Raw genomic sequence first — 25,708 nt, 5'->3', positions numbered from 1 at the left:
CAAAACAAACACGAAAAAAAGTCTTATTTCCAGAACGAAAACTTGACAAAAGCGAATTTAACATTTTAATACCAATAAACCCAACTTTAACAGCACTTTAAGCCATTTTTTAGCATATAAGCAAAAAAAAAGCGCCCTGTTTAAACAGAACGCATTTTTTTATAATAAAATATAAATTATGCTTCGGCAGCAATTAAATTTAATGCAGATCCCGCAACAAACCAGCCAATCTGACTTTCATTATAAGTATGATTAGCCATAATAACATCCTTAGAGCCATCGGTATGTACAAACTCTAATGTTAATGGTTTTCCCGGAGCAAATTCGGTTAAATCCAAAAAGTTGATCGTATCATCTTCCTGAATTTTATCGTAATCAGCCTCATTAGCAAATGTCAATGCTAACATTCCTTGTTTTTTTAAATTCGTTTCATGGATACGGGCAAAAGATTTTACCAATACCGCTTTCACACCTAAGAAACGTGGCTCCATGGCAGCATGTTCACGTGAAGAACCTTCTCCATAGTTTTGATCTCCCACAACAATTGAAGGAACTCCTGCAGCTTTGTAAGCACGTGCCACAGCAGGTACAGTATCATAAGCAGCTGTCAACTGATTTTTTACTGAATTGGTATTTTGGGTAAAAGCATTCACCGCACCAATCAGCATATTATTGGAAATATTATCCAAATGTCCGCGATAGCGCAACCATGGACCAGCCATAGAAATATGATCGGTAGTACATTTACCAAAAGCTTTAATCAACAATTTAGCTCCGGTAATATTTTTACCATCCCAGGCTTCAAACGGAGCTAATAATTGCAAACGATCTGAAGTCGGACTTACATTTACCTGCACATTAGAACCATCTTCCGCTGGAGCCTGAAATCCGGCATCTTCTACATCAAATCCTCTTTTTGGCAATTCATCTCCTTCAGGAGCCTGCAATTTGACTTCTTCCCCATTATCATTTATCAACGTATCTGTAATAGGATTAAAATCCAATCTCCCTGAAATTGCTAAAGCCGCAACCATTTCAGGAGAAGTTACAAAAGCATGGGTATTCGGGTTACCATCAGCTCGTTTTGAGAAATTACGGTTAAACGAGTGTACAATGGTATTTTTCTCTCCTTTATCAGCTCCTGCCCTATCCCATTGTCCGATACATGGGCCGCAGGCATTAGTAAACACTTTAGTTCCCATTTTTTCAAAATCAGCGATAATACCATCTCTTTCGATGGTATAACGAATTTGCTCAGAACCTGGGTTAATACCAAATTCAGCTTTTGGAGTTACCCCCAATGCTACGGCCTGTCGAACAATTGAGGCGGCACGGGACATATCTTCATAAGAAGAATTGGTACAGGAACCTATTAATCCCCATTCCACTTTTAATGGCCATCCATTAGCCTCAGCCTCGGCTTTCATTTGGGAAACCGGAGTACCTCTGTCAGGCGTAAAAGGTCCATTAATATGAGGTTCCAATTCTGAAAGATTAATTTCAATTAACTGATCAAAATACTGTTCCGGATTAGCGTAAACTTCAGAATCAGCAGTTAAATAAGCCGCTACTTTATCAGCAGCATCAACAACATCCTGACGTCCAGTAGCTGTTAAATACCTCCTCATTGAATCATCATAGCCAAAAGTAGAGGTTGTTGCACCAATTTCAGCTCCCATATTACAAATAGTCCCCTTACCGGTACAAGACATATTAGTAGCTCCTTCACCAAAATATTCCACAATAGCCCCAGTTCCTCCTTTTACAGTAAGAATATCCGCTACTTTTAAGATTACGTCTTTTGGAGCTGTCCAACCCGATAATTTTCCGGTTAATTTCACTCCAATTAACTTAGGAAATTTTAATTCCCATGACATTCCTGACATCACATCTACTGCATCAGCACCACCAACACCAATTGCCAGCATACCTAATCCACCTGCATTTACTGTGTGTGAATCAGTACCAATCATCATTCCTCCGGGAAATGCATAATTTTCGAGAACAATTTGATGAATAATCCCTGACCCTGGTTTCCAGAAACCTATACCATATTTATTAGAAACTGAAGAAAGAAAATCAAAAACTTCTTTAGATTGCGTATTTGCCACTGCCAAATCCGTGGAAGCCCCTACTTTTGCCTGAATTAAGTGATCACAATGCACCGTAGTAGGAACAGCTACTTTTGATTTTCCGGCATGCATGAATTGCAATAACGCCATTTGAGCTGTTGCATCTTGACAGGCTACTCTATCCGGAGCAAAATCGACATAATCTACACCTCTTTTATAGGCAACTTTTGGTTGCACATCCCAAAGATGGCTATATAAAATTTTCTCAGTTAGTGTAAGAGGACGACCAACATTTTCACGTGCTGCATCAACACGGGAAGCCATGTTTGCATACACTTTTTTTATCATTTCAATATCAAATGCCATAAGATTTCTTTATTTTTATTTGTTATTTTATTAATCAATACAAGTTACAAAAAAATAATACAGCAATAAAAAAAGCCTAAGTCAATTAACTTAGGCTTTTGAATTATTTAACTAATCTTACGATTATTTTACAAGCAATTTATGAGATGGAGCAAACTTAGTTAAGTTAATTCCTTCAACCGCTTTAGTATATTCTTCAATTGTTGGAGTTCTTCCAAGTATTGTTGAAAGTACAACAACTGGAGTAGAAGAAAGCAATGATTCACCTTTTTTCTCAGCCGAATCCTCAACCACACGACCTTGGAAAAGACGTGTTGAAGTAGCCATTACTGTATCTCCCTTAGAAGCTTTCTCTTGGTTACCCATACAAAGGTTACATCCTGGACGCTCTAAATATAACATGTTTTCATATTCCGTACGAGCTGCACCTTTTGGAGCATTATCATCAAATTCGAAACCAGAATATCTTTGCAATACTTCCCAGTCACCTTCAGCTTTCAACTCATCAACAATGTTATATGTTGGAGGAGCAACTACAAGAGGAGCATTAAATTCAACCTTACCTTTTTGTGCCTCAACATTTTTAAGCATTTGAGCAAGGATTTTCATATCTCCTTTGTGAACCATACAAGATCCGATAAATCCTAGATCTACCTTTTTCTCTCCACCATAGTAAGATAATGGTCTGATAGTATCGTGAGTATATCTCTTAGAAACATCAGCGTTGTTAACATCTGGATCAGCAATCATTGGTTCAGCAATTACATCTAAATCAACCACTACTTCCGCATAATATTTAGCATTCGCATCCGGAGTTAAAGCTGGTTTTTCACCAGATTTGATTTCAGCAATACGTTTATTAGCTTTATTGATTAGGCCTTTCAACACTTGTTTAGCATTGTCCATACCTTTATCAATCATAATTTGGATTCTTCCTTTAGCAATTTCTAAAGATTCGATTAATGTCTCGTCTTCAGAAATACAAATAGAAGCTTTTGCTTTCATCTCAGCAGTCCAGTCAGTAAATGTAAACGCCTGGTCAGCTGTAAGTGTACCAATATGAACCTCGATAATTCTACCTTGGAATACATTTTCTCCACCGAATTGCTTCAACATTTGTTGTTGCGTAGCGTGAACCACATCACGGAAATCCATGTATGATTTCATGTCTCCTTTGAAAGTAACTTTTACTGATTCAGGAATTGGCATAGAAGCTTCACCAGTTGCTAAAGCTAGAGCAACAGTTCCTGAATCGGCACCGAAAGCCACACCTTTAGACATACGTGTATGAGAATCTCCACCAATAATAATAGCCCACTCATCAATAGTAATATCATTCAATACTTTGTGAATAACGTCAGTCATTGAATGATAAATACCTTTAGGGTCACGAGCTGTAATCAATCCGAAATCGTTCATGAATTTCATCAATTTAGGAATGTTAGCCTGCGCTTTCTTATCCCAAACTGAAGCTGTGTGACATCCTGATTGGTAAGCACCATCAACAACAGGAGAAATTACCGTAGCAGCCATAGACTCTAATTCCTGAGCAGTCATTAAACCTGTAGTATCCTGAGAACCTACAATATTAACTGTTACACGAACATCAGAACCAGCATGCAATACTTTTCCTGGAGTAGTTCCTACAGCATTTCTGTTGAAGATTTTCTCAACAGCTGTTAAACCTTGACCTTCATGAGAAATCTCTTTTGAAGGAGCAAATACCACAGGAGCTTCAACACCTAAAGTTTTAGCGGCAAATGTTTGTAATTTTTTACCAAATACAATAGCATAAGAGCCTCCTGCTTTAATGAATTCCATTTTTTGAGGAGTGAAAGATCTTGAAATATCAATCAACTCTTGGTCTCCATTATATAATTTTTTTGTTTTTGTATTGATTGTTAAAACCGTTCCTGTAGCCACAGAATAAGCTTGCTCTAAAACTGGCTCACCACTTTCGTTACGAACTAAATTTCCATCAGCATCTGTTTTTTTAACCCAGTTTTTAAGGTCAATCCCTATACCTCCTGTTACATCAACTGTTGTAAGGAAGATTGGAGAAATACCATTTGTACCACCAACAATAGGAGCAAAATTCACAAATGGAACATAAGGACTAGCTTGTTTTCCTGTCCAAAGCGCCACGTTATTAACTCCAGACATACGAGATGATCCAACTCCCATTGTTCCTTTTTCAGCAATTAACATTACTGATTTATCTGGATGTTGCGCTTGCAAAGCTTTGATTTCCTCTTGAGCTTCAGGAGTAATCATACATTTTCCGTGTAATTCACGGTCAGAACGAGAGTGCGCTTGGTTCCCTGGAGATAGTAAATCTGTTGAAATATCTCCTTCACCAGCGATAAAAGTAACCACTTTAATTTCTTCAGCAACTTCAGGAAGTTTTGTGAAAAATTCTGCTTTAGCGTAACTTTCTAATATTTCTTTAGCAATAGCATTTCCACTATTATAAGCTGATTTCAAACGATCTGTATCTGCTTCATAAAGAAAAACCTGAGTTTTAAGTACATCAGCCGCTTGTTGAGCAATAGCTGCATCATTACCTAAAGCCAAATCCAGCAATACTTCAATAGAAGGACCACCTTTCATGTGTGACAATAATTCAAAAGCAAAATCAGGAGTAATTTCGGCCACTATAGATTCACCAAGGATAATTTCCTTTAAAAACTTAGCTTTAACACCAGCAGCAGGAGTAGTTCCCGGTAAAGCATTATAAATAAAAAACTGTAGAGAATCTTCTCTGTTCGCATTATCTAAGTCTTTAATTTGCGTGATGATTTCGCTTAGTAATTCAGCACCATCAATTGGCTTAGGATGAAGACCCTGAGCTTTTCTTTCTTCGATTTCCTTGATGTAATCGTTATAAATATTCATAATATTTCAATGTTAAAGGCTGATTTTCTTGATTATTTAAAAATCAAATGCCATGTATTTAGGTGTTTTTTATTTAATTGTGATGCAAATTTAGCTATTTAAGCCGAGATTAAAAAAAAATTTAATCCCCCTCAATTTGCAAAAGATTCATTATTGAAAAAACGCAGTCTCAAAACGTCTTAAATTAACAAAAAAAGGAATTTCCCCCTTGTTTTATACACATTTAACAAACAGCCAAACTATTTTCTAACAAACTTAAAACATGTTGTTACATAGAAACGTGTTATTTTCTCACTAATAAACCACTAAAGAAAAGCTAAATCAACTTATTGATGATGATTTCTTCTGTAATTCCTTCGGCATCAGCCTTGTAGTTTTTTATAATTCTATGCCTTAATATCGGCGTTGCTACAGCAATCACATCCTCAATATCAGGAGAAAATTTCCCATTAAAAGCTGCATGAGCTTTAGCAGCTAAAATCAAATTTTGAGAAGCTCTGGGACCCGCCCCCCAATCCAAATAATTCTTAACATAATCAGTTGCTAAATTACTATCCGGACGTGTTTTCCCCACCAAAGTAACAGCATATTCCACCACATTATCAGCAACTGGAATTCGGCGTATCAAATGCTGAAAATCTATAATTTCCTGAGCCGTAAACAATGGATTTATTTTATAAACCGAATCAGAAGTGGTTCTTTTTACCACCTGAACTTCTTCTTCAAAAGAAGGATATTCTAATTTTACTGCAAACATAAAACGGTCTAATTGCGCTTCCGGCAAAGGATAGGTTCCTTCCTGCTCAATTGGATTTTGCGTAGCCAAAACAAAATAAGGCATATCTAATTTATGATTTACACCAGCAATAGTCACCGAACGCTCCTGCATGGCTTCCAATAAAGCTGCCTGAGTTTTAGGTGGCGTCCTATTAATTTCATCCGCCAAAATAATATTTGAAAAGACCGGTCCTTTTATAAATTTAAACTGTCGATTTTCATCCAGAATTTCACTTCCTAAAATATCCGACGGCATCAAATCCGGTGTAAACTGAATTCTTTTAAACTGAAGTCCCAAAGCCTCCGAAATAGTATTAACCATTAAGGTTTTAGCCAAACCAGGAACTCCTACTAAAAGCGCATGTCCTCCGGAAAAAACACACAACAACAATTGATCTATAATGGCTTCCTGACCAACAATTTTTTTAGCTATTTCATTTTTTAATTGTGCTCGTTTTTGAACTAAATTATGTATTGCTGCAACATCAGACATTTTAAAACTATTTTAAATTAAAAAAGAGTCAACTTTATGAATTCATAAAACTAACTCTTTTATTTTATTTTGAACAAACTATTTTTTCAACCAGTTATTTGTAAAATTACAATCTCTGTATTCTCCAATAATTTTGATATAAGTCTCTTTGATTTTCTCATCAAACCATTTTCCAATAGCTTTGATTTGTTTTTCTTTCAAAGCCAAATCTTTAATCTTAACATAATCCTGAGCATAATCAGCTGTATGTTCATTAATTCTGTTTGTTACGGTAATAATTTTATACTGCTTTTTCCCTGATTGCGTTTCATCCAGAATTGGAGCTGAAATTTCGTTATCCTTTAAACCCGAAACCTGTGAATACAATGTTGGATCCATTTTAGTCAGTTCAAAACGGGTATCCTGAGTATTAGGATTAATCAAAACCCCACCATTAGCTCTTGTTTCTTTTTGATCAGACATTGTTCTGGCAGCTTCAGCAAAAGTAATCTCTTTGTCTACGATGCGTTTTCTAATCAAATTGATTTTTTCCTTCGCTTCTTCTAAAGACTCCTTAGTTACTGCCGGAGTCAACAAAATATGACGTAACTCTAATTCCTGCCCTTTAATTTTTTCTAAGTAAATGATATGAAAACCGTATTCCGTTTCAAATGGAGCAGAAATCTCACCTTGCTCTAAACTAAAAGCGACATCTTTAAACTCTTTAACAAACGGTGTTTTTCTGGTCATTTTATAAAAACCTCCACTTGACCTGGAACCCGGATCCTGCGAATACAAAACCGCTTTAGTTGCAAAACTGGAACCCTCCTGAATGTCTTTCTTAAAACTATTTAGTCGGTCAATTACTTTTTGTTTTTCAACTTGAGTAATTTTTGGTTCTACCACAATTTGAGCCACTTCCATTTCAGCACCAAAAACCGGCAATTCGTCTTTTGGCAGTTTTTTAAAGAAATTACGAACTTCCTCAGGAGTAATCTCAACCCCATCAACTATCTTCTTTTGCATTTCAGAAGTCAGCTTATTTTCTTTCAAAATATCGAAGAAATACGTTCTAAACTCCTCTTCGGTATCTTTCTTATAGTATTTAACAACTTTTTCCATTGAACCAAGTTGTTGCACCATATAATTCAATCGTTCATCCATCATGGACTTAATTTCAGCATCCGTCACTTTAACACTATCCTGGATTGCCTGATGCGCGTATAATTTATCTTCCAATAATTTACCCAGCATCTGACATCTGCTAATATCTTTTATAGAACCTCCCTGACTTGAAATTTCCAAATAGGCTTTATCAATATCCGAATCCAAAATGATATATTCCCCCACATTAGCAATAACGCCATCTACCTTTTGTCTTTTACCCGGAGTGACTTTTTTTTCTGCAACAACAGCACTATCTTTTATTATTTCCTGTGCATTCATTGTCGTATTCAACAACACTACAACAAAAAACAAAAACACATTCTTCATGTTTATAAATTTCATTCTTAATGATTTTAAAGGCATTCTCTTAATAGAATTTATTTTTAAAAAATTGGTTTCAAATATAATTCTCCAAAATTAGCACTGAGGGAAGATAACAACTTAAAAGAATATTACTTGTATTTATTTGAATAAAAACGAACAAAAATAGCAATTCAATTACATTATACAACTATCAAGCTTACTATTAACAAAAAATTATCGTCAAAACATAACTTTATTTTTCAAATATTTCTTTATCATAAATTTCAATCATTAAAAAGTAAAAAACAACTCCCTCCTATTTATTTTTAAATCGCATTTATAAATAGTACTTTTGCAAACCATTTAGAATTAACTATGAGTTTTTTAGAAGAAATACAACGAAGAAGAACATTCGGAATCATCTCGCATCCTGATGCCGGAAAAACAACCTTAACAGAAAAATTATTGCTTTTTGGAGGAGCAATTCAGGAAGCTGGTGCTGTAAAAAGTAATAAAATTAAAAAAGGAGCAACGAGTGACTTTATGGAAATTGAACGCCAGAGAGGAATCTCGGTTTCTACCTCAGTCCTAGCATTTAATTATAAAGATAAAAAAATCAACATCCTGGATACTCCGGGACACAAGGATTTTGCCGAAGACACTTTTAGAACTTTAACCGCAGTTGACAGTGTAATTGTGGTTATTGACGTTGCAAAAGGAGTTGAGGAACAAACTGAAAAGTTAGTTGCTGTATGTAGAATGCGTAACATCCCGATGATTGTTTTCATTAACAAATTAGATCGCGAAGGACATGATGCCTTCGACCTGATGGACGAAGTAGAACAAAAATTAGGTTTGACAGTAACTCCGTTGAGTTTTCCAATTGGAATGGGATATGACTTTCAGGGAATTTACAATCTTTGGGAGAAAAACATCAATTTATTTAGCGGAGACAGCCGTAAAAACATCGAAGAAACGATTGCTTTTTCGGATGTTCAAAACCCGGAATTAGAAAAAATAATAGGACAAAAACCTGCTGATAAACTACGTGAAGAATTAGAATTAATTGATGAAGTTTATCCAAAATTCAATCAGGAAGATTATTTGGAAGGAAAATTACAACCGGTATTTTTTGGTTCGGCTTTAAACAACTTTGGAGTTAGAGAATTATTAGATTGCTTTATCAACATTGCACCAGCACCAAGAGTAAAAGACTCTGACACACGTCCTGTAAAACCAGAAGAAGAAAAATTATCCGGTTTTGTATTTAAAATCCATGCTAATATGGATCCGAAACACCGTGACCGTTTGGCTTTTATCAAAATTGTTTCGGGAACTTTTGAAAGAAACAAACCTTATTACCATGTTCGTCAGAAGAAAAACTTAAAATTCTCCAGTCCGAATGCTTTTTTTGCTGAGAAAAAAGAAATAGTAGACATCTCTTATCCCGGAGATATTGTAGGTCTTCACGATACCGGAAACTTTAAAATTGGAGATACTTTAACTGAAGGAGAAATCATGAATTTTAAAGGAATTCCAAGTTTCTCTCCGGAGCACTTTAGATACATTAACAACGCCGACCCTATGAAAGCCAAACAATTGGACAAAGGAGTTGACCAATTAATGGATGAAGGAGTTGCTCAGCTTTTTACTTTAGAAATGAACAACCGAAAAGTAATTGGTACAGTAGGAGCCCTTCAATACGAAGTAATTCAATACCGTTTAGAGCACGAATATGGTGCGAAATGTACTTACGAGAATTTCCCGGTACACAAAGCTTGTTGGGTAAAACCTGATGATGCAAAAAACGAAGAGTTTAAAGAATTTAAGCGTATCAAACAAAAATTCCTTGCCAAAGATAAATACGATCAATTGGTTTTCTTAGCTGATTCGGATTTTACAATCCAAATGACACAGAATAAATATCCTAGTGTCAAATTGTATTTCACTTCTGAATTAGATTAAAAAAACAGCAGATAATTACATAAAAAAAACGTCCCAAAATTGGGACGTTTTTTTTATAACTATATTTTTTATTCTTATGATAATGCATTTTCGTAATTCACTACTTTTTTCAAAAAAGCTTTAATTAGCAAACGATTTGGAGCAATACCAGAAGTAATAATTGATTTTTTTGCGTTGGTTTCCTCAGTATTTAAAGTAGAATTTGGGTCTTGTTTGGTACCCATAAACCACTGAGCAAATTCTAAATTAGATGCAGCTCTTGAACTTTCTACTTTCTCAGATGTAGCAGTACCATTAGCTTTAATTTCGATAGTTGAAACTTTTGCTGTTTGACTATATCCTGAAAATGAACACATAACAAATAACACAAAAACAAATAATGTTGTCATCAAGTTTAAATTTGCACTATTTAATTTTGAATTATTCATAACCTTTATTTCTAGAGTTCTTATTTTATTATGAAACAAATCTATTGCAATAGAAATGCAGTAAAAAAAATTTCCGATAAACTACTCTAAAACTCGTTTAGCTACTAAAAAGTAAAAATGAAATAGGAATAAAAAAAGGCTTTCAAAAGAAAGCCTCTACATCTTAAGCCTGACCGGCTGGACCAAAATTCAAAGGAATTGGAGTAGGTTCAGTATCTTTAATTTCGCCATGAGCCATTTCGAAACGGTGAATATTTTCGCCTATAGCTTTTAATAATCGTTTAGCGTGTTGTGGAGTCAAAACAATTCTTGATTTCACCTTTGCTTTTGGTACTCCCGGCATAATGCTTACAAAATCCAAAACGAATTCTGAAGCTGAATGATTTATAATAGCTAAATTAGAATAAATTCCTTCTGCTGTTTTTTCGTCTAGTTCAATATTAATTTGTTCTTGCTGTTCTTTCATATCAGTTTTTATTATATACTAAAAAGTTAAAAGTAAAAAAAAATAGAAAGACTACACGAGGTAATCTTTCTATTTTTATTGAAAAGATATTATTTATTAATAAATATATTCTTCTTTGTTTGCCATCATATCGTTGTAATCTTCTTTAGAACCTACAATAGCATTATCGTATTCTCTCATACCTGTACCAGCAGGGATTCTGTGTCCTACAATAACATTCTCTTTCAATCCTTCTAAAAGATCTACTTTTCCGGCAACAGCAGCTTCGTTTAATACTTTTGTTGTTTCCTGGAACGAAGCAGCAGAGATAAATGATTTCGTTTGAAGCGAAGCTCTTGTAATACCTTGTAATACCGGAGTTGCAGTAGCTGTAACCACATCACGGGCAATTACTAAGTTTTTATCAGAACGTTTCAATAATGAATTCTCATCTCTCAATTGACGTGGAGTAACGATTTGACCTTCTTTTAAATTAGAAGAATCACCTGCGTTTTCAACCACTTTCATTCCATATAATTTATCGTTTTCAACAATAAAATCTTTAGTATGAATCAATTGGTCTTCTAAGAACAATGTATCTCCCGGATCCTGAACCTGAACTTTACGCATCATTTGACGGATAACAACCTCAAAGTGCTTATCATTAATTTTTACCCCTTGTAAACGGTAAACCTCCTGAATTTCATTAACCAAGTACTGTTGAACAGCTGATGGTCCTTGAATTCTTAAGATATCGTCAGGTGTAATAGCACCATCAGATAATGGAGATCCAGCTCTTACGAAGTCATTTTCCTGAACAAGAATTTGGCTGGATAATTTCACCAAGTATTTCTTGATTTCACCAAATTTAGATTCGATAATGATCTCACGGTTACCTCTTTTGATTTTTCCAAAAGAAACAACTCCATCAATCTCAGAAACTACAGCTGGGTTAGAAGGATTACGAGCCTCTAAAAGCTCAGTAATTCTTGGTAAACCTCCCGTGATATCTCCTGATTTAGAAGAACGACGTGGGATTTTAACCAATACTTTACCTGCTTTAATTTTCTCTCCATCTTCTACCATCAGGTGAGCACCTACCGGTAAATTGTAAGAACGAATCAACTCACCATCTTTACCGTAAACTAATAAAGTAGGAATTAATTTTTTATTTCTGGCTTCAGAGATTACTTTTTCCTGGAATCCTGTTTGCTCATCGATTTCAACCATGAACGTTTGTCCTTGCTCTAAATCTTCGTAAGCAATTTTTCCTGTAAATTCAGAAACAATTACCCCGTTATATGGATCCCACTTACAGATAACTTCACCTTTTCCAATAGACTGACCGTCTTTCACATAAATACTAGAACCGTAAGGGATGTTATGCGTATTTAAAACAATTCCTGTTTTCTCGTCAACCAATTTCAATTCAGTAGAACGTGAAATTACGATATCAACTTCGTTTCCTTCGTTATCTTCTCCTTTTACAGTTTTCAAGTCTTCTACTTCAAGTCTTCCCGGGAATTTAGCAATAATACTAGACTCTTCAGAAATACCTCCTGCAACCCCTCCAACGTGGAAAGTACGAAGTGTTAACTGTGTACCTGGCTCACCAATTGACTGAGCAGCAATTACACCAACAGCCTCACCTCTTTGAGTCATTTTTCCAGTTGCTAAGTTACGCCCGTAACATTTAGCACAAATACCTTTTAATGCCTCACAAGTCAATGGCGAACGAACTTCTACGCTTTCTAATGGAGAAGCTTCGATTGATTTCACAATTGCCTCAGTGATTTGCTCACCTGAAGCAACTAATACTTCATTAGTCAAAGGATTAATTACATCTTGCAATGCAACACGTCCTAAGATTCTTTCTCCTAATGACTCAACGATTTCCTCATTCTTTTTCAATGCTGAAACTTCAACACCTCTAAGAGTTCCACAATCCTCGATATTAACAATAACGTCTTGAGAAACGTCATGTAATCTACGAGTCAAGTATCCGGCATCGGCAGTTTTAAGAGCCGTATCCGCAAGACCTTTACGAGCACCGTGAGTAGAGATAAAGTACTCAAGGATTGAAAGACCTTCCTTAAAGTTAGAAAGAATCGGGTTTTCAATAATCTCACCACCACCAGCAGTCGATTTTTTCGGCTTAGCCATCAAACCACGCATACCGGTTAACTGACGAATCTGCTCTTTAGATCCACGAGCTCCAGAATCAAGCATCATATACACAGAGTTGAATCCTTGTTGGTCTTCTCTAATGTTTTTCATCGCTAATTCTGTCAATTGTGCATTGGCAGAAGTCCATACGTCAATAACCTGGTTGTAACGCTCGTTATTGGTAATAAGACCCATGTTATAGTTAGAAGAAATTCCTTCTACCTGCTCTCTTGCGTCAGCAATCAATTGAGTTTTTTGCTCTGGAATTCTAATATCACCTAATGAGAATGATAATCCTCCGCGGAATGCGAATTTATACCCCATATCTTTCATGTTATCCAAGAAGGCAGCCGTTTCAGGTACACTTGTTGAATTTAATACGTGACCGATAATATCTCTAAGGTTTTTCTTAGTCAATACTTCATTGATATATCCAGCCGCTGGAGGTACTACTTCGTTAAATAATACACGTCCTGCAGTTGTTTGGATAATTTGGTAAACCAAATCTCCTTCTTCATTAAAATCTTTTGCTCTGATTTTCACACGAGCATTCAATTCTAATCTTCCTTCGTTTAAGGCAATATTTACTTCTTCAGCAGAGTAAAAAGTTAATCCTTCTCCTAAAATTTTCTTTTCCGGAGTTGACAAACGCTCTTTGGTCATATAATAAAGACCCAAAACCATGTCCTGAGAAGGTACCGTAATAGGAGCACCATTAGCAGGGTTCAGGATGTTGTGAGAAGCAAGCATTAATAATTGAGCTTCAAGGATTGCTTCTGGTCCTAATGGCAAGTGAACCGCCATCTGGTCACCATCAAAATCCGCGTTGAAAGCCGTACATACTAATGGGTGTAATTGGATCGCTTTTCCTTCAATTAATTTTGGTTGGAAAGCCTGAATACCTAGTCTGTGCAAAGTAGGAGCACGGTTCAGTAATACTGGATGTCCTTTAATTACATTCTCTAGAATATCCCAAACTACAGGTTCTTTTTTATCTATAATTTTCTTAGCAGATTTAACTGTTTTTACAATTCCTCTTTCTATCAATTTACGGATAACGAAAGGTTTGTATAATTCAGCTGCCATATCTTTTGGCAATCCACATTCGAATAATTTCAATTCAGGACCAACAACAATTACCGAACGAGCAGAATAATCCACACGTTTTCCAAGTAAGTTTTGACGGAAACGTCCTTGCTTACCTTTTAAAGAGTCAGATAATGATTTTAATGGTCTGTTTGATTCTGTTTTAACAGCAGAAGCTTTACGAGTGTTATCAAATAATGAATCTACAGATTCTTGTAACATACGTTTTTCGTTTCTCAAGATAACTTCTGGAGCTTTAATCTCCATTAATCTTTTCAAACGGTTATTACGGATAATTACACGACGGTATAAGTCATTCAAATCTGAAGTTGCAAAACGACCTCCATCAAGTGGCACAAGTGGACGTAATTCTGGTGGAATAACCGGAACCACTTTCATAATCATCCATTCCGGACGGTTTTCGCGGTTTTCATTAGACTCACGGAAAGACTCAACAACTTGTAATCTTTTTAAAGCCTCAGTTTTACGTTGTTTAGATGTTTCATTGTTAGCACTGTGTCTTAACTCATATGATAAAGCATCCAAGTCAATTCTAGCTAACAAATCCATAATACACTCTGCTCCCATTTTGGCAACAAATTTATTTGGATCTAAATCATCTAAGTATTGGTTTTCCATTGGAAGTGTATCTAAAATATTCAAATACTCTTCTTCAGTTAAGAAATCTAATCTTTGTAATGATTCACCATCAGCATTTTTAGCAATACCCGGTTGGATTACTACGTATCTTTCGTAGTAAATAATCATATCTAATTTCTTAGAAGGAAGACCTAAGATATAACCAATTTTATTAGGAAGAGAACGGAAATACCAAATGTGAGCAATTGGCACCACCAAGTTGATGTGTCCAACTCTATCTCTACGTACTTTTTTCTCAGTAACTTCAACACCACAACGGTCACAAATGATTCCTTTATAACGGATTCTTTTATACTTACCACAAGCACATTCAAAATCTTTTACTGGTCCGAAGATTCTTTCACAGAAAAGTCCGTCACGCTCTGGTTTGTGTGTTCTATAGTTGATAGTTTCCGGCTTTAAAACTTCACCTCTTGATTCTTTCAAGATTGATTCAGGAGAAGCTAGTCCTATCGAAATTTTGTCAAACCTTTTTACTTGGTTTTTCTCTTTATTATTTCTATTATTCATCATAGTTTTTACTATTGATTTATTTGCAATTAAAAATTGATTTTGGTTTATGAAATTCAAAAACCACTACCTCGAATTACTTCTCTAAACTTCAAAACGCAATTTTTGAAGTGCTAGTTATAAAAACCATTTTGGTTTGTATAAAAAATCGGAACGGTTTACGGGTATAAATCCTGAAAACTAATTAAAAAAGTGTTCAGTATTCAGTCTTTAGTGTTCAGCTTATCACTGATTACTAAAAACTGAACACTGTTCACCGAATATTATTCTTCTAATCTAATGTCTAATCCAAGACCTTTCAATTCATGCATCAATACATTGAATGATTCAGGTAATCCTGGTTCTGGCATAGTTTCACCTTTTACGATAGCTTCGTAAGTTTTAGCTCTACCAATTACGTCATCAGATTTAACGGTTAAGATTTCTCTAAGTGTACTAGAAGCACCATAAGCCTCAAGTGCCCAAACCTCCATCTCTCCAAAACGCTGACCTCCAAATTGAGCTTTACCTCCAAGTGGTTGTTGAGTAATCAACGAGTATGGACCAATAGAACGTGCGTGCATCTTATCGTCAACCATGTGTCCTAATTTCAACATATAGATAACCCCTACAGTTGCTGGCTGGTGGAAACGCTCTCCAGTTCCTCCATCATACAAATAAGTATGACCAAATCTTGGAATTCCTGCTTCGTCAGTCAATGCATTAATTTGATCTAAAGAAGCTCCGTCAAAAATTGGAGTAGCATATTTTCTACCTAATTTTTGTCCAGCCCATCCAAGAACTGTTTCATAAATCTGACCAATGTTCATACGAGATGGTACCCCTAGTGGATTCAATACGATATCAACAGGTGTTCCGTCTTCAAGGAAAGGCATATCTTCGTGACGAACGATTCTTGCAACAATACCTTTGTTACCGTGACGTCCCGCCATCTTATCCCCTACTTTCAACTTACGTTTCTTAGCGATATAAACCTTAGCTAATTTCAAAATTCCTGATGGTAATTCATCCCCAACAGTAATAGTAAATTTCTCTCTTCTTAAAGCTCCTTGTAAATCGTTCAACTTAATTTTATAGTTATGAATCAAATCATTAACTAATTTATTAGTTGCATCATCAGCTACCCATTGACCTTTGCTTAAGTGAGCAAAATCTTCAACAGCGTAAAGCATCTTTTGAGTATATTTTTTACCTTTTGGTAAAACTTCTTCACCCAAATCATTCATTACACCCTGAGATGTTTTTCCGTTTACGATTAAGAAAAGTTTTTCAATTAATCTATCTTTTAGCTCTGTAAATTTAACTTCGAACTCCATTTCAAGTGCTCCTAAAGCATCTTTGTCCTGAGTACGTTTACGTTTGTCTTTTACAGCTCTTGCAAATAATTTTTTGTCTAAAACTACACCGTGTAAAGATGGAGAAGCTTTTAATGAAGCATCTTTTACATCACCAGCTTTATCCCCGAAGATTGCACGAAGCAATTTCTCTTCCGGAGTTGGATCAGACTCTCCTTTAGGTGTAATTTTTCCGATAAGAATATCACCAGGTTTTACCTCGGCACCAATTCTAATCATACCGTTTTCATCTAAGTCTTTAGTAGCCTCTTCAGAAACGTTAGGAATATCATTCGTTAATTCTTCGTTACCTAATTTAGTATCTCTTACCTCTAAAGAGTAATCATCTACGTGGATTGAAGTAAAGATATCATCACGAACTACTTTTTCAGAAATTACAATCGCATCCTCGAAGTTATACCCTTTCCATGGCATGAACGCTACTTTAAGGTTTCTACCTAAAGCTAATTCACCATTTTGAGTAGCATAACCTTCAGACAATACTTGTCCTGGCACAACTCTGTCACCTTTTCTTACGATAGGTTTCAGGTTAATACTTGTTCCCTGGTTAGTTTTTCTGAATTTAATTAAGTTATATGTCTTTTCATCAGCATCAAAACTTACCATTCTTTCTTCTTCAGAACGATCGTATTTGATAGTAATGATATTAGCATCTACATATTCTACAGTACCATGCCCTTCAGCATTAATCAATACTCTTGAATCAGAAGCTACCTGACGCTCTAAACCGGTACCAACAATCGGAGCTTCAGGACGGATCAAAGGAACCGCCTGACGCATCATGTTAGATCCCATCAACGCACGGTTCGCATCATCATGCTCCAAGAAAGGAATCAAAGATGCTGAAATCGAAGCAATTTGGTTAGGAGCAACGTCTGTATAATGAACAACTGTTGGTTCAACTACCGGGAAGTCACCCTCTTCACGAGCAATAACATTACTTGCGGTAATTTTTCCAGAATCATCCATTTCAATATTTGCCTGAGCAATCATTTTTCCTTCTTCTTCCTCAGCACTTAAGTAAGTTGGTTCAGAAACTAAATCAACTACACCTTCTGTTACTTTACGGTAAGGAGTTTCAATGAATCCCATTCCGTTTACTTTAGCATAAACACCAAGAGAAGAAATCAAACCAATGTTTGGTCCCTCAGGAGTTTCAATAGGACATAAACGTCCGTAGTGCGTATAGTGAACGTCACGAACCTCAAATCCGGCTCTTTCTCTCGAAAGTCCACCTGGTCCAAGTGCAGATAATCTTCTTTTGTGTGTAATCTCAGCCAATGGATTCGTTTGATCCATAAATTGAGATAACTGGTTAGTTCCAAAGAAAGAGTTGATAACTGATGATAATGTTTTAGCATTAATCAAATCAATTGGTGTAAACACCTCGTTATCTCTAACGTTCATTCTCTCACGAATAGTTCTAGCCATACGTGCTAAACCAACACCGAATTGTTGCGACAATTGTTCACCAACTGTTCTCACACGACGGTTTGATAAGTGGTCAATATCATCGATATCTGCTTTTGCATTAATCAACTCAATCAAATACTTAACGATAGTAATGATATCTTCTTTGGTCAAAACTTGTTTGTCCATAGGGATATCAAGACTTAATTTTTTGTTCATTCTGTAACGACCAACTTCACCTAAGTTGTAACGTTGGTCAGAGAAGAACAATTTATCTATAATACCACGAGCAGTTTCTTCATCAGGCGGTTCAGCGTTACGCAACTGACGGTAGATGTGCTCAACAGCTTCTTTTTCAGAGTTTGTTGGGTCTTTTTGTAAAGTATTGTGAATGATAGCATAATCAGCCTGATTAGCATCCTCTTTGTGTAACAAAATAGACTTAACATTAGATTCAATGATCTCTTCCACATTATCTTTGTCGATAATTGTGTCACGATCAAGGATAATCTCGTTACGTTCGATAGAAACTACCTCTCCTGTATCCTCATCTACGAAATCCTCATGCCATGTATTCAAAACACGGGCAGCTAATTTTCTACCAATATATTTTTTAAGTCCTGTTTTAGAAACTTTAATTTCTTCAGCTAAGTCAAAGATTTCGAGAATATCTTTATCTCTTTCGAAACCAATAGCACGGAATAAAGTAGTTACAGGTAATTTTTTCTTTCTATCGATATAAGCATACATAACGCTGTTGATATCTGTAGAAAATTCAATCCAGGAACCTTTAAAAGGAATTACTCTGGCAGAATATAATTTTGTTCCATTAGCATGGAATGATTGTCCGAAGAAAACCCCTGGAGATCTGTGTAATTGAGAAACAACAACACGCTCAGCACCATTGATAACGAAAGTTCCGCTAGGAGTCATGTAAGGAATGGTACCTAAGTATACATCCTGAACAATAGTTTCGAAATCTTCGTGCTCCGGGTCTGTACAATATAGTTTTAACCTTGCTTTTAAAGGTACACTATGAGTTAAACCTCTCTCAATACATTCTTGAATTGTGTAACGTGGTGGATCAACAAAATAATCCAGAAACTCCAATACAAAGTTATTTCTTGTATCTGTAATTGGAAAGTTTTCCATGAAGGTGTTGTATAAACCTTCGTTGCCTCTTTCGTCTGATTTAGTTTCTAATTGAAAAAAATCTTGAAAAGATTTTACCTGAACATCCAAAAAATCCGGATACTGAGGTATGTTTTTTGTAGAGGCAAAATTCAATCTTTCAGTCTGATTTGTTATCATCAATGGACAAAATTTTGATTAAAAAAAAGTAGTTTTTGTTTGTGTAAAAACACATTGTTTAATGGATACTTTCTTTTTATAACCAACACATCTTTAAAAATAATCCAAGTACCAGCCTATTTTTTTTCTTCGTGTTGATCAAAAACTTTTTCGTATTTATAAACGAATATTTATAATAAAATTGGAACTATTTCATTATACGAAAAATGGTTTAGGCTTGAGTGGTTAAACTCAAGACCTAAACCTTGTTCTTAAAACTGTTTAAACTTATTTAAGCTCAACTACAGCTCCAGCTTCTTCTAAAGATTTTTTAAGACCTTCAGCCTCTTCTTTAGAAACACCTTCTTTAACGTTAGATGGAGCACCGTCTACTACGTCTTTAGCTTCTTTAAGACCTAAACCAGTTAATTCTTTAACTAATTTAACTACTGCTAATTTAGAAGCACCAGCCTCTTTCAATACAACAGTAAATTCAGTTTGCTCTTCAACAGCAGCACCACCGTCAGCACCACCAGCTACAACTACAGCAGCAGCTGCAGGCTCGATACCATACTCATCTTTTAATATTGTTGCTAATTCGTTAACTTCTTTAACTGTTAAGTTAACTAATTGTTCTGCGAATTGTTTCAAATCTGCCATTTTTTCTATCTTTTAAAATGATTTGTAAAAATTATAATTTATTTATTGTGCGCAATTTTATAAACAGAGCGCATACTCTGTTTGATTATGCTTCTGTTTCTTCTCCCGCAAACTGGTTTTGAAGAGCAGAAATAATTCTTTGAGCTGGAGATTGTAATAATCCAATGATTTCTCCAATAAGTTCTTCTTTAGATTTAATAGTAGCTAATGCATCTAATTGCTCATCACCAATATAAATCTCAGAATTAATATAAGCTCCTTTTAAAACAGGTTTTGCTGCTTTCTTTCTGAATTCTTTAATAATTTTTCCAGGAGCATTAGCAACATCTGCAATAAGAATAGCGCTGTTACCAGTCAATACTGAAGGTAAATCACCATAATCATTTTCAGAAGCTTCCATTGCTTTAGCAAGCAAAGTGTTCTTAACAACTTCTAATTTAATACCAGCTTTAAAACAAGCTCTTCTTAAGTTTGAAGTTGATTCTGCATCAAGTCCAGAAATATCAGATACATAAATAATATTTGTACCAGCTAACTGTGCAGTTAAATTTTCAATCGCGATTGATTTTTCTTCTCTAGTCATACTAAAAATTTTTAACTACCAATTATACTGCTTTTGGGTCTAATGCAATAGCAGGACTCATTGTGCTTGTAAGGTGAATACCTTTAATGTAGGTACCTTTAGCAGCAGTTGGCTTAAGTTTGATTAATGTTTGAATAATTTCGTGTGCGTTCTCAACGATTTGCTCAGCTCCAAAAGAAACTTTACCAATTCCAGCATGCACGATACCAGTTTTATCAACTTTAAAGTCAATTTTACCAGCTTTTACCTCTGCAACAGCTTTAGCAACATCCATAGTTACTGTACCTGTTTTAGGGTTAGGCATTAAACCTCTAGGTCCTAAAATACGACCTAATGGACCTAATTTACCCATAACAGCTGGCATAGTGATGATAACATCAACATCTGTCCAACCATCTTTAATTTTTTGTAAGTAATCATCAAGACCTACGTAATCAGCACCAGCTTCTTTAGCTTCAGCTTCTTTATCAGGAGTAACTAATGCTAATACTTTTACATCTTTACCAGTTCCGTGAGGTAATGTTACTACACCTCTAACCATTTGATTCGCTTTTCTAGGATCAACTCCTAAACGTACTGCGATATCAACAGACTCATCAAATTTTGCAGAAGCAACAACTTTAATTAATGCAGCAGCATCTTTTAAAGAGTATAATCTGTTCTTTTCAATTTTTGAAGCAGCCTCTTTTTGCTTTTTTGTCAATTTTGCCATGTCTTTCTCTTAATTAAAAAGGAGCGTCTCCTGATACAGTTATACCCATAGATCTAGCTGTTCCAGCAACCATACTCATAGCTTTCTCAATTGTAAAAGCGTTTAAGTCCGGCATTTTGTCTTCAGCAATAGCTCTAATTTGTTCCCAAGTAACACTAGCTACTTTTTTACGATTAGGCTCTCCTGAACCAGATTTTAGCTTTGCAGCTTCCAATAACTGAACTGCTGCAGGAGGAGTCTTAACAACAAAATCGAATGATTTGTCTTTATACACAGTAATTTGTACTGGGCATATTTTGCCAGGTTTATCTTGTGTTCTAGCATTAAATTGCTTACAGAACTCCATGATGTTAACCCCAGCAGCTCCTAAAGCAGGTCCAACCGGTGGCGACGGATTCGCAGCACCTCCCTTAACTTGTAGTTTAACTACCTTACTAATTTCTTTAGCCATTTTTTAAAAAATTTAACACAACAATTTACGGAAGCAATTGAAGTGATTATTATAGTGTAACGAAAATTATACTTTTTCAACTTGCATAAAACTCAACTCTAATGGTGTCTTTCTACCGAAAATCTTAACCATAACTTCAAGTTTACGCTTTTCTTCATTGATTTTTTCAACTGAACCATTGAAACCGTTAAAAGGTCCATCAATAACCTTAACCGTTTCGCCCAAGCTGAACGGAATTGATTTTGTATCTGTATTCACAGCTAACTCATCAACTTTACCTAGCATTCTATTAACCTCAGAAAGTCTTAAAGGAACAGGCTCTCCTCCTTTTGTCTCACCTAAAAACCCAATAACACTAGTCACCGATTTAATAATATGAGGAATCTCTCCAATTAAATTAGCTTCTATCATAACATAGCCAGGAAAATATACTTTTTCCTTAACTAATTTCTTTCCATCCTTTACCGATACTACTTTCTCAGTAGGAACAAGTACCTGAGACACATAATCAGACATCCCTAATCTAGAGATCTCTGTTTCTATATATGCCTTAACTTTATTTTCTTGCCCACTTACTGCTCGAACAACATACCATTTTTTAACATTATTATCTGCCATAATATAAAACTACGCTTTTAACCAGTTAAAAAATCCTGCTAATGCTTTTGCAAAAAACTCATCCACTCCCCATGTAGCTAAAGCAAATAGTACCGAAAAAACAGCCACAATAATTGTTAGACTCTGCACCTCAGCCCATGCTGGCCAAGTTACATTTGACTTCAATTCTTCAAATGCTTCTGATATGTAATTAACAATTTTTGCCATTATGATATATTTTTTTTGCACGGGCGGAGGGATTCGAACCCCCATCAACGGTTTTGGAGACCGCTATTCTACCCTTGAACTACGCCCGTAATTAAAGCCAGTGACCTCAATTAAGAAAATCAACTGGCTTTTTTTATTTTATATAGATTACTCTACAATTTCAGTTACCTGACCAGCACCTACAGTTCTACCACCTTCACGGATAGCAAAACGTAAACCTACGTTCATAGCGATTGGGCTTAACAACTCAACATTGATAGTTAAGTTATCCCCTGGCATAACCATCTCTACACCTTCTGGTAAAGTAATAACTCCTGTTACGTCAGTTGTACGTACGTAGAACTGTGGACGGTAGTTATTATGGAATGGAGTGTGACGTCCACCTTCTTCTTTTTTCAAGATATAAACCTCAGCTTTGAATTTTTTGTGTGGTTTTACTGAACCTGGCTTAATAATAACCATACCACGTTTGATATCAGCTTTATCAATACCTCTTAACAATAAACCTACGTTATCTCCAGCCTCACCTCTATCAAGGATTTTACGGAACATCTCAACCCCAGTAATAGTAGAAGTTAATTTCTCAGCTCCCATACCAATGATTTCAACAGGATCTCCAGTGTTAGCAACTCCAGTTTCGATACGACCTGTAGCAACAGTTCCACGACCTGTAATTGTAAATACATCCTCAACTGGCATCAAGAATGGTTTAGCTACGTCACGTACTGGCTCTTCGATCCAAGCATCAACAGCTTCCATTAATTCGATAATTTTAGGTACCCAGTTTGGATCATTATTCAATCCTCCTAAAGCAGAACCTTGGATTACAGGACAGTTATCTCCATCATACTCATAGAAAGACAATAAATCTCTGATTTCCATTTCAACAAGCTCTAACAACTCAGCATCATCAACCATATCCACTTTGTTCATGAAAACAACGATACGAGGAATACCTACCTGACGTCCTAAAAGGATGTGCTCACGAGTTTGTGGCATTGGACCATCTGTAGCAGCAACTACTAAGATAGCACCGTCCATTTGAGCAGCACCAGTAACCATGTTCTTAACGTAATCCGCGTGACCTGGACAGTCTACGTGAGCGTAGTGACGGTTAGCAGTTTCATACTCTACGTGAGATGTATTAATAGTAATACCTCTTTCTTTCTCTTCTGGAGCGTTGTCAATTTGATCAAAAGACTTAGCTTGACAGTATCCTGCATCAGATAATACTTTAGTGATCGCAGCAGTCAAAGTAGTCTTTCCGTGATCTACGTGTCCGATAGTACCAATATTCAAGTGTGGTTTCGAACGATTAAAACTTTCTTTTGCCATTTTACTTAATTTTTAATCTTAGTTATATATTAATTTCAATTTCCTACTTAAATTGAGCCAATGTCGGGATTTGAACCCGAGACCTCTTCCTTACCAAGGAAGCACTCTACCCCTGAGCTACACCGGCAGAGAGTTCTGATTTAGATTTTTGATTTTAGGCTTTAGATTTTTCAACCTAAAGCCTACAATCTGAAATCTTAACTTCTTTTTGTGGGAAGAGCAGGATTCGAACCTGCGAAGGTTACCCAACGGATTTACAGTCCGTCCTCGTTGGCCGCTTGAGTATCTTCCCAATCCAATGATTTCAACATTTAAAAAGAGCCGATAGAGGGACTCGAACCCACGACCTGCTGATTACAAATCAGCTGCTCTAGCCAGCTGAGCTACATCGGCATTTTAAATAAAAAAAGTCCGCTATTTCTAACGGACTGCAAATGTATAGATTTTATCTCTCAATCAAAACATTTTTTGAAAAAATTTTAAATTATATATGCGCTCTTATTTTTTCTTTCCTTTTTATCAGTAAACGCTCCAATGATTCTGCAGACAATTCTACCGCCTCTTCAAAGGTTTTACATTGTTTTTTTACCAGAAAATCATCTCCCGGCACATTAATTTTAACCTCAACAATTTTATTCTCCTTCTCGCTTGTTTTCTCTACTTTCAAATAAACATCTGAAGAAACCACCCTGTCATAGTACTTTTCCAATTTATTCATTCTCCCTTGAACAAAATCCACTAGCTTCCCATCAACATTAAAGTTAACGGCATGAACATTTACCTTCATAATCAATATTTTTTTATGGTTAAACTTTAGAATCATCATCACCCCTAGGATGTGCTCCAGCATAGACTTTTTTCAACTCCAACAAACTATTATGAGTATAAACCTGCGTTGAAGCCAAACTAGAATGCCCTAACAACTCCTTAACTGAATTTAAATCAGCTCCGTTATTTAATAAATGAGTTGCAAACGTATGCCTTAACATATGAGGGCTTCTTTTTACCTTTTCGGAGACTTTACTAAAGTAAGAATTTATTAATCGATACACAAAAGATTCATTTAATTTTAACCCTTTTTTCGTTAAAAAAAAATACTCCACATCCTCAATTTTCTGCAAACCCTCTCTCTCTTTAATATACAAGCGCATCTGATCAAGAACCACACCCAACACAGGAATAACACGCTCTTTATTTCTTTTACCCAAAACCTTAATTGTTTTACCAGAAAAATCCACAGCATCCAATCTTAAATAAATTAATTCCGCCCTCCTAACCCCAGTCGAATACAGTAACTCAATCAACAACTTATCCCTGACAGACTCAAAACCAACCCCAGACCCAATATCCTCCAAAACCAATTCCAGTTCTTTTTCAGAAAAAGGAATTTGCATCTTTTTAGAAACCTTCAAGGCGCGATGTTTCAACAAAGGACTCATATCAATTTCTTTTATTTTCAAAAGAAATCTATAAAACGCTTTTAAAGAAGCCACTTTTCTATTAACAGAAAGATTCGACAATCCACTTTCAACCAAAAAAACCAACCACGAACGTATTTGAACATACTCAACCCTAACCACATCTTCCTGCCCAAAATTCACCCTGTTGAATTCCTGAAAATCAGAAACATCCTTAACGTAAGCACACAAAGTATGAGAAGAATATTTTTTCTCCTTTTGCAAATAATCCGTAAATGCTTCTAAATTTGTAGCCATAAAAAAACCGTTAGCATCAAATTTATAAAAAATCTGACCACTAACGGTTATTATTTTTTT

18 protein-coding genes and 4 tRNA genes are annotated in these 25,708 nt (G+C 35.7%); 1 reads left to right on the top strand and 21 read right to left on the bottom strand.

What is annotated here, in order from left to right; translation table 11 throughout:
• Window positions 1–176 precede the first annotated feature (176 nt).
• The 4 genes from BLR17_RS07090 to BLR17_RS07075 form a co-directional block, all read right to left on the bottom strand.
• A complete protein-coding gene (locus BLR17_RS07090) occupies window positions 177–2,438 on the bottom strand; it encodes an aconitate hydratase (RefSeq protein ID WP_066324960.1) in 2,262 nt (753 codons plus the stop codon).
• 123 nt (window positions 2,439–2,561) lie between these two features.
• Window positions 2,562–5,333 carry a bifunctional aconitate hydratase 2/2-methylisocitrate dehydratase gene (locus BLR17_RS07085; RefSeq protein WP_066324962.1) on the bottom strand — a complete coding sequence of 924 codons (2,772 nt, stop codon included), beginning with the start codon at window positions 5,331–5,333 and terminating at the stop codon, window positions 2,562–2,564.
• A gap of 316 nt (window positions 5,334–5,649) precedes the next feature.
• A complete protein-coding gene (locus BLR17_RS07080; RefSeq protein ID WP_066324965.1) occupies window positions 5,650–6,603 on the bottom strand; it encodes an AAA family ATPase in 954 nt (317 codons plus the stop codon).
• A 78-nt stretch (window positions 6,604–6,681) separates the two neighbouring features.
• Window positions 6,682–8,112 (bottom strand): peptidylprolyl isomerase, encoded by a 1,431-nt coding sequence (locus tag BLR17_RS07075; RefSeq protein ID WP_066324968.1) that lies wholly within the window; start codon window positions 8,110–8,112, stop codon window positions 6,682–6,684.
• Between the two features lie 315 nt (window positions 8,113–8,427).
• Between BLR17_RS07075 and BLR17_RS07070 the strand changes: the two genes are divergently transcribed.
• Window positions 8,428–10,017 carry a peptide chain release factor 3 gene (locus BLR17_RS07070; RefSeq protein WP_066324972.1) on the top strand — a complete coding sequence of 530 codons (1,590 nt, stop codon included), beginning with the start codon at window positions 8,428–8,430 and terminating at the stop codon, window positions 10,015–10,017.
• Window positions 10,018–10,091: 74 nt separating this feature from the next.
• Here the strand turns inward: BLR17_RS07070 and BLR17_RS07065 are convergent, their stop codons facing one another.
• The 17 genes from BLR17_RS07065 to BLR17_RS06985 all read right to left on the bottom strand — a co-directional run bounded on the left by BLR17_RS07065 (window position 10,092) and on the right by BLR17_RS06985 (window position 25,648).
• Entirely contained in the window at window positions 10,092–10,406 is a 315-nt protein-coding gene (locus BLR17_RS07065) for a hypothetical protein (RefSeq protein ID WP_245683122.1), read from the bottom strand.
• 202 nt (window positions 10,407–10,608) lie between these two features.
• Complete coding sequence (locus BLR17_RS07060) at window positions 10,609–10,911, bottom strand: DUF3467 domain-containing protein (protein ID WP_066324979.1); 303 nt, start codon at window positions 10,909–10,911, stop codon at window positions 10,609–10,611.
• A 96-nt stretch (window positions 10,912–11,007) separates the two neighbouring features.
• Window positions 11,008–15,315, bottom strand: coding sequence for a DNA-directed RNA polymerase subunit beta' (rpoC, locus tag BLR17_RS07055; RefSeq protein ID WP_066325094.1), 4,308 nt, complete (start codon window positions 15,313–15,315; stop codon window positions 11,008–11,010).
• Window positions 15,316–15,575: 260 nt separating this feature from the next.
• The gene (rpoB, locus tag BLR17_RS07050) at window positions 15,576–19,388 is read right to left on the bottom strand and encodes a DNA-directed RNA polymerase subunit beta (protein WP_066324982.1); all 3,813 of its coding nucleotides are present in this window, start codon (window positions 19,386–19,388) and stop codon (window positions 15,576–15,578) included.
• 267 nt (window positions 19,389–19,655) lie between these two features.
• Entirely contained in the window at window positions 19,656–20,027 is a 372-nt protein-coding gene (gene rplL, locus BLR17_RS07045; RefSeq protein WP_066324984.1) for a 50S ribosomal protein L7/L12, read from the bottom strand.
• Window positions 20,028–20,112: 85 nt separating this feature from the next.
• Window positions 20,113–20,610: a 50S ribosomal protein L10 gene (gene rplJ / locus BLR17_RS07040; RefSeq protein ID WP_066324987.1), complete on the bottom strand. Its 498-nt coding sequence runs from the start codon at window positions 20,608–20,610 to the stop codon at window positions 20,113–20,115.
• Between the two features lie 22 nt (window positions 20,611–20,632).
• Window positions 20,633–21,322 carry a 50S ribosomal protein L1 gene (rplA, locus tag BLR17_RS07035; protein ID WP_066324989.1) on the bottom strand — a complete coding sequence of 230 codons (690 nt, stop codon included), beginning with the start codon at window positions 21,320–21,322 and terminating at the stop codon, window positions 20,633–20,635.
• A gap of 13 nt (window positions 21,323–21,335) precedes the next feature.
• Window positions 21,336–21,773, bottom strand: a complete 438-nt coding sequence (gene rplK / locus BLR17_RS07030; RefSeq protein ID WP_066324992.1) for a 50S ribosomal protein L11 — start codon at window positions 21,771–21,773, stop codon at window positions 21,336–21,338.
• 66 nt (window positions 21,774–21,839) lie between these two features.
• Window positions 21,840–22,391, bottom strand: coding sequence for a transcription termination/antitermination protein NusG (gene nusG, locus BLR17_RS07025; RefSeq protein ID WP_066324995.1), 552 nt, complete (start codon window positions 22,389–22,391; stop codon window positions 21,840–21,842).
• Between the two features lie 9 nt (window positions 22,392–22,400).
• Window positions 22,401–22,598, bottom strand: a complete 198-nt coding sequence (secE, locus tag BLR17_RS07020; RefSeq protein ID WP_066324997.1) for a preprotein translocase subunit SecE — start codon at window positions 22,596–22,598, stop codon at window positions 22,401–22,403.
• Between the two features lie 18 nt (window positions 22,599–22,616).
• A tRNA-Trp gene (locus tag BLR17_RS07015) sits at window positions 22,617–22,687 on the bottom strand.
• Window positions 22,688–22,745: 58 nt separating this feature from the next.
• On the bottom strand, window positions 22,746–23,933 hold the full coding sequence (gene tuf, locus BLR17_RS07010) for an elongation factor Tu (RefSeq protein ID WP_066324999.1): 1,188 nt from the start codon (window positions 23,931–23,933) through the stop codon (window positions 22,746–22,748).
• A 55-nt stretch (window positions 23,934–23,988) separates the two neighbouring features.
• Window positions 23,989–24,060: transfer RNA gene (locus BLR17_RS07005), tRNA-Thr, on the bottom strand.
• Window positions 24,061–24,144: 84 nt separating this feature from the next.
• Window positions 24,145–24,225 (bottom strand) — tRNA-Tyr (locus tag BLR17_RS07000).
• 27 nt (window positions 24,226–24,252) lie between these two features.
• Window positions 24,253–24,326 (bottom strand) — tRNA-Thr (locus tag BLR17_RS06995).
• A 91-nt stretch (window positions 24,327–24,417) separates the two neighbouring features.
• The gene (hpf, locus tag BLR17_RS06990; protein ID WP_066325096.1) at window positions 24,418–24,720 is read right to left on the bottom strand and encodes a ribosome hibernation-promoting factor, HPF/YfiA family; all 303 of its coding nucleotides are present in this window, start codon (window positions 24,718–24,720) and stop codon (window positions 24,418–24,420) included.
• Between the two features lie 19 nt (window positions 24,721–24,739).
• Window positions 24,740–25,648: a tyrosine-type recombinase/integrase gene (locus BLR17_RS06985; RefSeq protein WP_066325098.1), complete on the bottom strand. Its 909-nt coding sequence runs from the start codon at window positions 25,646–25,648 to the stop codon at window positions 24,740–24,742.
• Window positions 25,649–25,708: the final 60 nt, after the last annotated feature.

Origin of the sequence: Flavobacterium glycines (assembly GCF_900100165.1) — a bacterium.
Taxonomy (GTDB): domain Bacteria; phylum Bacteroidota; class Bacteroidia; order Flavobacteriales; family Flavobacteriaceae; genus Flavobacterium; species Flavobacterium glycines.
Note: the sequence above shows the minus strand (reverse complement) of the source record. Positions and strands in the feature narration are given on the sequence as shown.